Annotated in this window: 13 protein-coding genes and 1 tRNA gene; 10 read left to right on the top strand and 4 right to left on the bottom strand. The window is 72.8% G+C overall.

Annotated features, from left to right (window positions below; translation table 11 throughout):
• Positions 1-7 precede the first annotated feature (7 nt).
• Positions 8-679, bottom strand: coding sequence for a dienelactone hydrolase family protein (locus VNL12_RS12470; protein ID WP_325595022.1), 672 nt, complete (start codon positions 677-679; stop codon positions 8-10).
• A gap of 51 nt (positions 680-730) precedes the next feature.
• Between VNL12_RS12470 and VNL12_RS12465 the strand changes: the two genes are divergently transcribed.
• Genes VNL12_RS12465 through bcp form a run of 3 tightly spaced genes read left to right on the top strand, consistent with a single transcriptional unit; the run spans position 731 to position 2121 of the window.
• Complete coding sequence (locus VNL12_RS12465; protein ID WP_325595020.1) at positions 731-1177, top strand: hypothetical protein; 447 nt, start codon at positions 731-733, stop codon at positions 1175-1177.
• The gene (locus tag VNL12_RS12460) at positions 1174-1596 is read left to right on the top strand and encodes a globin (protein WP_325595018.1); all 423 of its coding nucleotides are present in this window, start codon (positions 1174-1176) and stop codon (positions 1594-1596) included. The genes VNL12_RS12465 and VNL12_RS12460 overlap by 4 nt, the downstream gene beginning before the upstream one ends.
• A gap of 54 nt (positions 1597-1650) precedes the next feature.
• Complete coding sequence (bcp, locus tag VNL12_RS12455; protein ID WP_325595016.1) at positions 1651-2121, top strand: thioredoxin-dependent thiol peroxidase; 471 nt, start codon at positions 1651-1653, stop codon at positions 2119-2121.
• A gap of 11 nt (positions 2122-2132) precedes the next feature.
• On the opposite strand, the gene VNL12_RS12450 is transcribed toward bcp, so the two are convergent.
• The 3 genes from VNL12_RS12450 to VNL12_RS12440 all read right to left on the bottom strand — a co-directional run bounded on the left by VNL12_RS12450 (position 2133) and on the right by VNL12_RS12440 (position 4142).
• Positions 2133-2288: a hypothetical protein gene (locus tag VNL12_RS12450; RefSeq protein WP_325595014.1), complete on the bottom strand. Its 156-nt coding sequence runs from the start codon at positions 2286-2288 to the stop codon at positions 2133-2135.
• 97 nt (positions 2289-2385) lie between these two features.
• Positions 2386-2469 (bottom strand) — tRNA-Leu (locus VNL12_RS12445).
• A gap of 179 nt (positions 2470-2648) precedes the next feature.
• Entirely contained in the window at positions 2649-4142 is a 1494-nt protein-coding gene (locus VNL12_RS12440; protein WP_325595012.1) for an EamA family transporter, read from the bottom strand.
• Between the two features lie 102 nt (positions 4143-4244).
• Between VNL12_RS12440 and VNL12_RS12435 the strand changes: the two genes are divergently transcribed.
• From VNL12_RS12435 to VNL12_RS12405, 7 genes are all read left to right on the top strand, one after another.
• On the top strand, positions 4245-4538 hold the full coding sequence (locus tag VNL12_RS12435) for a hypothetical protein (protein WP_325595010.1): 294 nt from the start codon (positions 4245-4247) through the stop codon (positions 4536-4538).
• Positions 4539-4617: 79 nt separating this feature from the next.
• Positions 4618-5199: an ANTAR domain-containing response regulator gene (locus tag VNL12_RS12430; RefSeq protein ID WP_325595008.1), complete on the top strand. Its 582-nt coding sequence runs from the start codon at positions 4618-4620 to the stop codon at positions 5197-5199.
• Between the two features lie 84 nt (positions 5200-5283).
• On the top strand, positions 5284-8010 hold the full coding sequence (gene polA / locus VNL12_RS12425) for a DNA polymerase I (RefSeq protein WP_325595006.1): 2727 nt from the start codon (positions 5284-5286) through the stop codon (positions 8008-8010).
• A 24-nt stretch (positions 8011-8034) separates the two neighbouring features.
• A complete protein-coding gene (locus VNL12_RS12420) occupies positions 8035-8460 on the top strand; it encodes a hypothetical protein (RefSeq protein WP_325595004.1) in 426 nt (141 codons plus the stop codon).
• A 90-nt stretch (positions 8461-8550) separates the two neighbouring features.
• Positions 8551-9321 (top strand): class I SAM-dependent methyltransferase, encoded by a 771-nt coding sequence (locus VNL12_RS12415; protein ID WP_325595003.1) that lies wholly within the window; start codon positions 8551-8553, stop codon positions 9319-9321.
• 144 nt (positions 9322-9465) lie between these two features.
• A complete protein-coding gene (gene rpsA, locus VNL12_RS12410) occupies positions 9466-10896 on the top strand; it encodes a 30S ribosomal protein S1 (protein ID WP_325595001.1) in 1431 nt (476 codons plus the stop codon).
• A gap of 297 nt (positions 10897-11193) precedes the next feature.
• Positions 11194-12088 (top strand): hypothetical protein (locus VNL12_RS12405; RefSeq protein WP_325594999.1); only part of this gene is annotated, 895 nt, incomplete at its 3' end.

Below are 12088 nucleotides of genomic sequence, written 5' to 3'. Positions count from 1 at the left end.
TCGGACCCTACGTCTCGGGTGCGGCGTCGAGGTGGCGGTGGAGGAGCTCGAGGGTGCGTGCCCACGCCTGCTCGGCGGCCTCGGGCGAGTGGGCGATGGCCCGGTCGGACTCGAAGAACCAGTGGGCGGTGCCGGGGTAGCGGTGGACCTCCACGTCGACGCCGACGAGGCGCATGTTGGCCTCCATCTCGACCACGGCGTCGTCGGACTCGAGCTCGTCGAGCTCGGCGACGTGGACCTGGACGGCCGCCCGCATCGGGGCGAAGTCCACGTCGGTCGTGCCGTAGAACGCGGAGACGCACCCGACGGCGTCGGGCTCGCGGGACGCGACCCACAGCCCGAGCGAGGCGCCCATCGAGAACCCGACGACACCGACGGGTCCCTCGGGTGTGGCGGGCAGGCCCCGCAGCACGGTCACCGACGAGCGCACCAGCTCGGCCATGGCGGTGGCATCGGAGCCCTCGAGCAGGGCCTTGGCCTCCCCGGGGGTCGTGGCCGTCTCACCCGTGAACAGGTCGGGGGCGAGGGCGACGAACCCGGCGTCGGCGAGCCGGTCGGCGACCGACCGGAAGAACGGCGTCAGCCCCCACCACGAGTGGAGGACGACGACACCCGGCCCGGCCCCCGAGTCGGGGGCGACGATGTACGCGGTGCCGGCGTGCCTCCGTTCCCCGGCCATGGTCCGACCCTACGGCGGTTCGCCCGCCCCACCGACCTAGCCTGCGCCGAGATGTCTCACGTCGATGCCCCGCCCACCTGTCCGCTGTGCCGGGCCGAGAAGATCACGCCGTGGTACCTCGACGACGAGCTCTGCTGGATCGCCGAGTGCTCGATCTGCGCGCTCCCGATGGTGGTGCTCCGTGCCCACGACCGCGAGCCCGCCCCCGAGGTGAAGGGCGCCCTCCACGAGCGCCTGGCGGGGGTCGTGGCCGAGCACTTCACCTTCGAGCACTGGGTCGACGACCGCATGCGCCAGATCCCGGACCACTACCACGCCCACGCCCGGCCTGACGGGGGCTTCTTCGGTCACGCCGGCCTGCGTCGGGGCGCAGCGGCGGACGGCCCCGACGCATCGAACGGCCCTGACGCATCGCCCGGCCCCGACGTGTCGCCCGACCCTGACGCGGCGCACGGCCCTGACGCATCGAACGGCCCTGACGTGCCGAGCGCGCCGTGACCGGCCCGGTCCCGCCGCACGAGGTCCCCGGTGACGAGGCCGACGCCCGCATCACCGTGTTCGAGGCGGTCGGGGGGCGGCCGTTCTTCGACCGCCTGGTCGACGACTTCTACGACGGGGTCGAGACCGACCCGTTGCTCCGACCCCTCTACCCCGAGGACCTCACCGCCAGCCGGCCCCACATGGCCGGGTTCCTCGCCCAGTACTGGGGCGGCGGCACCGCCCAGTACTCCGACGAGCGCGGCCACCCGCGGCTGCGCATGCGCCACATGCCCTTCACCATCGGGTTCGACGAGGCCCGGGCCTGGCTTGGGCACATGGAGGCGGCGGTGCGGGCCCAGGGCCTCCCCGACGAGATCGCCGAGGCGATGACCGCCTACTTCGTCAACGCCGCGACCCACCTGGTCAACGTCGGCTGACGGTGATGCCGCACCCGGCCTCGGACCGCCCGGTCCTCTGGCACGCTGTCGGCCATGGCTGAGACCCCTGCACCCGGCACGCCGGCCCCTGCGATCACCCTGCTCGACCAGCACGGCGACGAGTTCGACGTCGCCTCGCTGGCCGGTCGGCGGATCCTCATCTACTTCTACCCGAAGGCCGACACCCCTGGGTGCACGACCCAGTCGTGCGGGCTCCGCAACGTGGCCGCCGACGTGGGGGACACGGCGATCATCGGCATCAGCCCCGATCCGCCCGCCAAGCTGGCGCGCTTCGACGAGAAGCACGGACTCGGCTTCGCCCTGCTCTCGGACCCTGACCACGAAGTAGCCGGGCGCTACGGCGTGTGGGCGGAGAAGTCGATGTACGGCCGGAAGTACATGGGCATCGTCCGCTCGGCGTTCCTGATCGGCGGCGAGGGCGAGATCGTCGAGGCCTGGCCCAAGGTCTCACCCACGGACACACCGACCAAGCTGGTCAAGGCGCTGGCGGCCCTCGAGGGCTGACCCGCAGTGGGCTACTCGCCCAGGCCGAGGCGCTCCGCGTCGCGCCGCTCGGCGTCGGAGATCATGCGGTCGCGGGCGAGGGCCACAGCGGCGAGGGCGGCCGCCAACAGCACCACCCGGCGGAGCTGGCGCACGACGGGCTTCGACAGTGAAGAGGGGTCGGGCACGCGCCTGAGGCTAGGAGGATCAGCCAACCGGCGTCGCATCGTCGGAAGGGCCCACCCCCCGGCCGGAACGGGCCCCGAGGCCGTCGCATCGCGGTCGTGCCCGGAGCGGGGATCGAACCCGCATGTCCTTGCGGACAGTGGATTTTGAGTCCACCGCGTCAGCCGATTGCGCCATCCGGGCGAGCCGTCGGATCGTAGTCGTCGGTGGCTCGGCGGCCAGTGCTGATCGCCCCGGTCGAAGCGGCCCGGTCGAAGCGGCCCGGTCGAAGCGCCCCTGTCGAAGTGCCACTGTCGAAGTGCCACTGTCGAAGCGCCCCGGTCGAAGCGCCCCGGTCGGGGCGCGCCGTCGCTGCCGGATGCTCAGTCGTGCTCGCCGGGACCGTTGTCGCGGTTCTCCTCCGCGAAGTCGCGCAGGGCGCCGACGTCGACCGCGTCGCACACCTGCTTGGTCACCCACGCGGTGGCCACGACCCCGGCTCCCTCGGGCAGCCCGTCACCGGGCGCCACGATGACGTCGTCGCCGGCCAGGGCCTCGACCCGCTCCCGGTCCGCGTCGGAGAGCCCGGCGTGCTGGAGGAGGACCCCTCCCTCCTCCAAGATGCCCACCTGCACGGCGGGCGCGATGGCCTCGCTCCGCACGTCGCGAGTTGACGGGCTCGCCAGGTGGGGGCCCGAGGTCGGTGGGTCGGTGCGGTACTCCGGGGCCTCGGCGCCCGGCAGCACGTGGACCGTGCGGGTGTCGAGCGGCTCGCGGCGGACCGGGCCGCACGCCCCCGTCTCCTCGTCGGCGTCGCCGCAGGCGGTGCCGTCGACCGCCGCCACGGCCACCGCGGCAACCGCGATCGCGCGTGCTCCCCACCGCGGGAGGTGACGACCGGGCGCCGCGGGCACCGAGGGGACCGTCGGAGGCGCGGCGGCGACATCGGGGGCGGCGACCACACCGCCCCCTGGAGTCGGGTCGCCGGTCGCAGGTCCCGACGGTCCTGGCCCTCGGGCGCCCTGTCGTCGAGCCCGGGTCACCAGGGCCACCGAGCCGATGATGACCGCCCCGCCGACGACGATGCGCGGCGTGACCTCCTCGCCCAGCACCAACGCTCCCACCACGAGGGCCACCACTGGGATCAGGTAGGTGACGAGCGAGGCCACGGTCGCCCCGAGGTCGGCGACGATCCGGAAGCTGAGGACGTAGGCCACGCCGGTGCCGACGGCGCCGAGGAGGAGCAGGGACCCGATCGGGCGGAGGCCGGGCACCACGCCGTGCGCGATGGAGGTGGTGATGGCGATCGGGGCGAGAAGGATGGTGGCTGCCGTGACCTGACCGGCGGCGGCGACCACCGGGGGGATGCCCATGAGGTGACGGGCCGACCAGCAGAAGGTGAGCCCGTAGCCCATCCCCGCCCCGACCGGGGCCAGCACCGCGAACCCACCGCTCTCGGTCAGGGTCGAGCCGCCCACCCCGGCCACGATGGCGACTCCGAGGAGTCCGACGAGCAGGCCCCCGACCACCTTGGCTCGCAACCGCTCCCCGAGGACGGGAACCGCGAGGCCGGCGGCGAACAACGGGGTGCTGGCGTTGAGCACGGCCGCCAGGCCCGAGTCGATGTGCTGGCCGCCCCACGCGAGGAGGGTGAAGGGGATGGCGGATCCCGCGGCGCCCACGACGAAGAAGTTGGCGACGGTGCGACGGTCGCGGGGGAGGGCGAGGCCCCGTACCCGGAGGAACGTCAGCAGGACCAGGGCACCGAGACCGGTGCGGCCACCGGCGACGGCGGAGGGGGTGAGGTCCTGGCCCGCCACCTGGATGAACAGGAACGACCACCCCCAGATGAAGCTCAGCGCGACGAGCCGGGGCACGGGCGCATCCTGGCAGTCGGATCCTCCGCGCCTCACCTCGAATCGGCGACGCCGGGTCGAGCGGAACCCGGGGCCGAGGGCGGCACCTCCTAGTGTGGCGCCATGGCCAGGGTCCTCGTCGAGCGTCGCCTCCGCGATGTGGGGACCCGGCTCAAGCGTCTGCGCGAGGAGCTCGAGGTCACCGACGAGCAGCTCCATCAGCTGGCCGACGAGGCCGACGATGCCCGGCTCCGAGCCCTCGTGTCGGAGACCCCGTCCGCCGAGCGCGAACACGCCGAGGCCGCGGGCCACGCGGACGCCATGCGGCGTCACCGCAAGTCGGTGGCCGACGAGATCGTCCGGCTCGAGGTCACCCAGGACGAGCTGCTCGATCGCTTCCAGGCCGGGCGTTCGTGAGGGCCACGGCGACGGCGGCGAGCGGGCCCCCGCGACCCTGGCATCCTGGCCCCATGACCGACGACGAAGGGCGCCGACGATGACGACCCGCGTGGTGATCGCCGAGGACGAGGCCATCATCCGCCTCGACCTCTCCGAGACCCTCCAGGAAGAGGGCTACGAGGTGGTCGCCGAGACCGGCCGCGGGGACGACGCGGTCCGCCTCGTGCGCGAGCTCCAGCCCGACATCGCCATCCTCGACATCAAGATGCCCGGGCTCGACGGGCTGTCCGCGGCCCGCGAGATCGCGGGTGAGCGCCTCGCCGCGGTGCTGATCCTCACCGCCTTCAGCCAGCGTGACCTGATCGAGCGAGCCCGCGACGCAGGGGCCCTCGGGTACCTGGTGAAGCCGTTCCAGAAGGCCGAGCTGCTGCCCGCCATCGAGGTGGCGCTGGGCCGGTTCCGGGAGATGAAGGCCCTGCACGACCAGGCCACCTCGCTCGAGGAGCAGCTCGAGAGCCGAAAGTCGGTCGATCGGGCCAAGGGGCGCCTGATGGACGATCACAGCCTCACCGAGGGCGCCGCGTTCTCCTTCATCCAGAAGACGGCGATGCGCGAACGCCGTACGATGCGCAACGTCGCCGACGAGGTGCTCGCCGGCACCCTCGTGCCCAAGCCCTGAGCGCGGACGACGGGTCGGGCGCGGGGTCGGCAGCGGTCCCGCTCCGATCCTCCCCCGAGCACGACGTCCTAGGGTGGCCGGCGCATGGCTGTGATGCTGATCGACGGGAACTCGCTCACCTACCGCGCCTTCTTCGCGCTGCCCACCGACCTGGCGACGGCCTCGGGACAGGTCACCAACGCGGTGTTCGGCTTCACCTCGATGCTGGTGAACCTGCTGCGCGACCACCAGCCCGAGGCCATCGTGGTGGCCTTCGACCGCCCCGAGCCCACGTTCCGCCACGAGAAGGTCGCCACCTACAAGGCGGGCCGGGCCGAGACACCCGACATCCTGCGCCAGCAGATGAGCCTCGTCCGCCAGGTGATCGACACCCTCGCCATCCCGACGTTGGAGCAGGCGGGGGTCGAGGCCGACGACATCCTGGCCACCCTCGCCACCCGGGCCCGCGACGCCGGGCGCGACGTCATCATCGTCACCGGCGATCGCGACGCGTACCAGCTGGTCGAGGACCCCCACGTCAAGGTCCTGTACAACAAGCGGGGCGTCTCGGACTACGCCTTCTACGACGAGGAGGGCATCGAGGCCCGCACCGGTGTGCGCCCCGAGCTCTACGTGCTCTACGCCGCCCTCCGCGGCGACCCGTCGGACAACCTGCCCGGCGTGCCCGGCGTGGGGGAGAAGACGGCGGCCAAGCTCATCAACGCCCACCGGTCGCTCGACGAGCTCTTCGCCCACGTCGACGGCCAGACCCCGAAGCTGCGCCAGAACCTCGCCGAGCACGAGGCCCAGGTGCGCTCCAACGCGGAGATGATGGTGCTGCGGCGCGACGTCACCCTCGACGTCGACATCGACGAGCTGACGATGGGTGAGCCCGACACCGACGAGGTGAAGCGCCTCTTCGAGTTCCTCGAGTTCCGCACCCTGTGGGACCGCCTGGTGGAGGCGCTGGGCGCGGATCTGGGAGCGCTGGGGGCCGAGACCCAGGTGCTCGAGGCCGAGATCGTCGAGCCCGCCGACCCCGACGACGCCGTCGCCCGCCTGGGGGCCCTCGCGGCGGCGGAAGAGGGCGCGCCGGTGGCCGTCGCCCCCGCGTTCGACGGGATCCCCACGTGGGACGCCGATCTGCTGGGCCTCGCCGTCGTCGTCGATCCCGGGACCGGTAAGGTGATGTGGCTGCCGGGCCCGGTGCTCGCCCATGACGACGTGCGCGCCGCGCTGGGCGATCTGCTCTCGGGCCCGGGTTGCCGTCCCATCGCCGCCCATGACGCCAAGGCCCTTCTGCGCTGGGTGGCCCGGACCGATCCATCGCACCGTCCCGCCTCCGATGTCGTCACCCTCGCGGTGGACACCGCCCTCGCGTCGTACCTGATCGATCCCGCCGAGGGGCGCTACGACCTGGCGCCGCTGCTCGTGCGCTACGCCCAGGCCGAGCTGGCCGTCGACGACGACGCCGCCCCCGAGGGACAGCTCGCGTTCGCATCCGACGATGGCGACGACGCCGAGGGTCGAGCGGCCCGCACCGCCAGTCGCAGCGCCCTCGGCGTGGCCCACCTCTCCGGGCCGCTCCTCGCCGCCCTCGACGCCCAGGGCCTGCGCACCCTCCACGACACCATCGAGGCGCCCCTGGTCGCGGTGCTGGCGGCGATGGAGACCGTGGGGGTCGGGGTCGACCGCTCCCGGCTCACCGAGATCAGCGATCGCATGACCGCCGAGGTCGCTCGGCTCCAGCAGGCGATCTGGGACGACGCCGGCGGCGAGTTCACGGTCAACTCGACCCCGCAGCTTCGCGAGGTGCTCTACGGGCGACTGGGTCTGGCGCCGGGCAAGAAGACCAAGACCGGGTTCTCGACCGACGCCCAGAGCCTGGAGAAGCTGCGCGGCCAGCACCCGATCATCGAGCACCTGTTGGCCTACCGCGAGGTCGAGAAGCTGCGCTCCACCTACGGGGTCGGGCTCCTGTCCGAGGTGGGGCCCGACGGTCGCATCCACGCCACGTTCAACCAGACGGTGGCCCGCACCGGGCGCCTCTCCTCCGATGCTCCCAACCTGCACAACATCCCGGTGCGCTCCGAGCAGGGGAAGGCCTTCCGCACCGCCTTCGTCCCCTCGCCGGGGTGTGACCTGCTGGTCGCCGACTACAACCAGATCGAGCTGCGCTGCATCGCCCACCTGGCCGACGACCCGGGCCTCATCGCCGCGTTCACCAGCGGTGAGGACATCCACACCACCACCGCGGCCCGCATCTACACCGTGGTGCCCGAGGAGGTCACCGGGGCCATGCGGGCCAAGGCCAAGATGGTCAGCTACGGCCTGGCCTACGGCATGGAGTCCTACGGGCTGGCCCAGCGCCTGGCCATCTCCGTCGATGAGGCCAAGCTCATCCTCACCGCCTACTTCGAGGCCTTCCCGGCGGTGAAGGACTACATGGATCGCACCGTGGCCGGGGCGCGCGAACGGGGCTACACCGAGACCCTCTTCGGCCGCCGTCGCCCCATCCCCGAGCTGCAGTCCGGCAACCGGGGCATCCGCATGGCCGGTGAGCGCCAGGCCATGAACGCCGGCATCCAGGGCCTGGCCGCCGACATCTTCAAGGTCGCCCTGGTGCGCCTCGACCGGGCCGTCGCCGCCCGCGAGGCCGAGAGCCGGCTCATCCTGCAGGTCCACGACGAGGTCATCCTCGACGTGCTGCCCGGTGAGCACGACGACATCGGCGCCCTGACCCTCGACGTCATGCGGGGCGCCGCCGATCTGCGCGTGCCCCTCGAGGTCAACCTGGCGTTCGGGTCGACCTGGGCCGACGCCAAGTCGTAGCCACCGCACCCGAGAGGACCAGCCATGCCCGCCCGCCGCCGTCGAGTCCCTGGGGGGATCGACCCCTCCGCCGCCCCACCCGACCGGGCGACGAGCGGCGGCCGCCGCGCCGCTCAGCAGGAGGCGGCCCAGGTCTTCGCCGATCGCACGCGCGCCGAGCGCGAGGAGCAACGCCAGGCGGCCCGGGTCCGGCGCGAGGCGGCCGAGCGCGAGGGACGGCGCCGCGAGCTGACCAAGTCCAAGGATCGAGCCGCGGATCGGCTGAAAGACGTGCGGCGGCGTGGGGCGGGGACCGAGGCGCGCACCGAGGCCGACGCCGCCTACCGGGCCGCCCTCGACGCCCTGATCCGCGACGAGCAGGGCCTGCCCCCGCTCGCCCCCGACGCCGAGCCCGCCCCGCCCGCTGACGGCCCCCCGCCCCCCGACGCCGTCCCGCCCCCCGACGACTGACCCGACGTGTGGCGCAAACTGGTGGCTCAGCGACCAGTTCGCGCCCGGGCTGGGCGGGCCACAGCGTCGGGCTCGGGCCACGATGGGGGGATGACCCGTGACCACTGGTTCGAGGACCTTGCTGATCACCTCGGCCCGACCTACCTGCGCTACTCGTTCACCAAGGGCACCGAGCAGGAGGTCGGCTTCCTCGTCGACACCCTCGGGCTGGAACGGGGGATGCGGGTGCTCGACGTGGGCTGCGGGCCCGGCCGCCACGCCCATGCCCTCGGCCGACGGGGGATCGCGGTGCACGGGATCGACATCAGCGATCGCTTCGTCGCCCTGGCCCGGCGCGACGCCCCTGCCGGTGTGACCTTCGCGCGCGCCGATGCCCGCGCCCTGGGCTTCAACGCCGAGTTCGATGCCGCCATCTCCCTCTGCCAGGGCGCGTTCGGGCTGCAGGGCGGTCCCGCCGGCGGCCAAGGTGGCGCGCCCCGGCTCGGCGAGCTCACCGGTGACGACGTGGTGCTGGCCGGGATCGCCCGCGCCCTGCGACCCGGCGGTCTGGCCGCGATCTCCGCGTTCTCCTCCTACTTCCAGGTGCAGAACCTCATCGAGGGCACGAGCTTCGACGCGGAGACCGGCGTGGCCCACGAGCGCACCACCATCAAGGACGCCGACGGCACCGACGCCGACACCGACCTGTGGACCACCTGCTTCACGCCCCGCGAGCTGCGCCTGCTGGCCCGGGCCGCCGGCCTGCAACCGGTCCACGTCTGGTCGGTGGAGCCCGGCCGCTACGCGGCGCGGCCCCCCGACCTCGAGCACCCCGAGCACCTCCTGGTCGCCCGGCGGCCCCCCGACCCGGCGCCGGTGTGACCGCCACTGTGGCCCCCTGCGGGGTCGGCGGGTACCCTGTCGACCTCGCGCGCCGAGTGGCGCACCCCCCCGGCGTGCCCCTGGGCCCGGCGGCCCGGCAACCCCGTCCATCGACTCCCTGCCCCTACGAGAAGAGCTCCCTCAGTGTCCGACCAGACCACCCTCACCGCCCCTGACGAAGAGGCCTACGTCCCCCGCGTGATCGCGTTCGACGACCTCGACATCGACTTCGACGCCGCGATCGACGCCAGCATGGTCAGCGTCGAGGACGGCCAGATCGTCGAGGGCAAGGTGGTCAAGGTCGACAAGGACGAGGTCCTGCTCGACATCGGCTTCAAGACCGAGGGCGTCATCCCCGCCCGCGAGCTGTCGATCCGCAACGACATCGACCCGTCCGAGATCGTGTCCTTCGGCGACGAGATCGAGGCCCTCGTCCTCACCAAGGAGGACAAGGACGGCCGCCTCGTCCTGTCCAAGAAGCGGGCTCAGTACGAGCGGGCGTGGGGCGACATCGAGGCCACCAAGGAGCGCGAGGGCGTCGTCACCGGTCCGGTCATCGAGGTCGTCAAGGGTGGCCTCATCGTCGACATCGGCCTGCGCGGCTTCCTCCCCGCGTCGCTGGTCGAGCTGCGCCGGGTGCGCGACCTCCAGCCGTACGTGGGCCAGGAGCTCACGGCCAAGATCATCGAGCTCGACAAGAACCGCAACAACGTGGTGCTGTCCCGCCGGGCCTGGCTCGAGGAGACCCAGAAGGAGCAGCGCGAGGAGTTCCTCGACAACCTGAAGCCGGGCGAGGTCCGCAAGGGCGTGGTGTCCAGTGTCGTCAACTTCGGCGCCTTCGTCGACCTCGGGGGCATGGACGGGCTCATCCACGTCTCGGAGCTGTCGTGGAAGCACGTCGACCACCCCGGCTCGGTCGTCGCCGTCGGTGACGAGGTATCGATCCAGGTGCTCGACGTCGACCGCGACCGCGAGCGCATCAGCCTCTCGCTCAAGGCCACCCAGCAGGATCCGTGGCAGGAGTTCGCCACCTCGCACCGCGTGGCCGAGCTGGTCTACGGCCGGGTCACCAAGCTGGTGCCCTTCGGCGCCTTCGTCCAGGTGGGCGACGGCATCGAGGGCCTGGTCCACATCTCGGAGATGTCGGCGCACCACGTCGACCTCCCCGAGCAGGTCGTCACGCCGAGTGAGGAGCTGTGGGTCAAGATCATCGACCTCGACCTCCAGCGTCGCCGCATCAGCCTGTCGATCAAGCAGGCCGCCGAGGGCGGCGTCGTGTCCGCCGAGTACCAGGAGCACTTCGGCGAGCACGCGTACGACAACGAGGGCAACTTCATCGCCACCGAGTGGGCGGAAGACCCCGCGGTCGAGGAGGCCTGGGCTGAGTACGAGGCTGAGCAGGGGTTCGCGACCGAGGCCCCCCCCGTCGCCGAAGCTGCCCCACCCGCGGTCGGCCCCGCCGCCGCGGAAGATGTCGCGGCCGACCCCGCCGCCGAGCCGTTCGCCGCGGCCGCCGCCGCACCGGTCGCCGAGGCTCCCCCCGTCGACGACGTCGAGGAACCCGGGCCGGCCTGATCCCGACCCACGGGCCGGGGCCCAGGCCCCGGGCGAGCGCGAGCACGATCCCGTCGTCCCGCTGTCGAAGAAGGTGGGGATCGAACCCTCTGGGACGGTGTGCGCATCTCCGAGGCGTTCTGATGCTCCCCCCGGTCGCGGTGCACCCACCGGACCGGGAGGTCGAGGGCGTACGGGGACGAACCGGTACCCTCACGGCCCATCGCCCCCGACGACCCGAGTGCCGCACCGGCTCCGAGCCGCGACGCCGGGCTCGCGCCGGGGTTCGCGAGGCGCGGCGGCGTCGGCCTCGGAACCGTGCTCGGCGGGCTCGCCGGCCTGTGGGGTCTGCTGATCGGGATGCGCCCGCTCTACGACAACAGCTTCCTCACGCACTTCGCCACCGGCCGCGTGATGCTCGAGCGCGGTGGGGTCCCCCGCACCGACCCGTACTCCTTCACCGCCGGGGGCGATCCGTGGGTCGTGCAGAGCTGGCTGGCCTCGCTCGTCTACGCCGGGGCCGAGGATCTGGGCGGCCTCGGTGCCGTCCGCCTGGTCAACGGCGTGCTCTGCGCCCTGCTCGCCGTGGCCGTCTGGACGCTGACCGCCCGCTCCCAGTCGATCGTGATCCGCGTCGCCATCACCATCGCGGTGCTGGTCGGCGCGGCCGAGATGTGGTCGGGACGCCCGCTGCTCTTCGGTCTCCTCGGCCTGGCGGCGGTGCTGCTGGTGGCCGACGACCACCTCGACCCGCGCTGGCTGGTGCCCGTGGGCTGGGTCTGGGTCAACACCCACGGCTCGTTCCCCTTCGCCGTGGTGCTGCTCGCCCTCGTGGCCGTCGGGGCCCGCCTCGACCGGGGGTCGTGGGGCCCCGAGGTCCGCGCCCTGGGCTGGGCGAGCGTCGGGCTGCTGCTGGGCGCGGTCAACCCCCTCGGCCCCCGCCTCTTGTTCTTCCCCCTCACCGTGGGCGCCCGCTCGGAGGCCTTCGAGTCGGTCGTCGAGTGGCAGGCGCCCAGCTACCGGTCGTGGTCCCAGCTGCTCGTCGTCGGCCTGCTGCTCGTGGCCGTGCTCGGGCTGGTCCGAGCGCCTCGCTGGCGCGACGCCCTGCCGCTGGTGGTCTTCGGCGGCCTGGCCCTGACCTCGGCCCGCAACCAGGCCCCGCTGCTGCTGGTGTTGATCCCCGTGCTCGCCGGCGCCGTGGTGCACCTCGGCC

Origin of the sequence: Iamia sp., assembly GCF_035575815.1 — a bacterium.
Lineage (GTDB): Bacteria > Actinomycetota > Acidimicrobiia > Acidimicrobiales > Iamiaceae > Iamia.
The sequence above is the reverse complement of the archived record's forward strand: the minus strand, read 5'-3'. Positions and strand labels throughout refer to the sequence as shown.

Bases quoted from the DNA above. Each gene is read 5' to 3' on its own strand.
- VNL12_RS12470 (WP_325595022.1), bottom strand. From the start codon at position 679: ATGGCCGGGGAACGGAGGCACGCCGGCACCGCGTACATCGTCGCCCCC.
- VNL12_RS12465 (WP_325595020.1), top strand. From the start codon at position 731: ATGTCTCACGTCGATGCCCCGCCCACCTGTCCGCTGTGCCGGGCCGAG.
- bcp (WP_325595016.1), top strand. From the start codon at position 1,651: ATGGCTGAGACCCCTGCACCCGGCACGCCGGCCCCTGCGATCACCCTG.
- VNL12_RS12435 (WP_325595010.1), top strand. From the start codon at position 4,245: ATGGCCAGGGTCCTCGTCGAGCGTCGCCTCCGCGATGTGGGGACCCGG.
- VNL12_RS12430 (WP_325595008.1), top strand. From the start codon at position 4,618: ATGACGACCCGCGTGGTGATCGCCGAGGACGAGGCCATCATCCGCCTC.
- polA (WP_325595006.1), top strand. From the start codon at position 5,284: ATGGCTGTGATGCTGATCGACGGGAACTCGCTCACCTACCGCGCCTTC.
- VNL12_RS12420 (WP_325595004.1), top strand. From the start codon at position 8,035: ATGCCCGCCCGCCGCCGTCGAGTCCCTGGGGGGATCGACCCCTCCGCC.
- VNL12_RS12415 (WP_325595003.1), top strand. From the start codon at position 8,551: ATGACCCGTGACCACTGGTTCGAGGACCTTGCTGATCACCTCGGCCCG.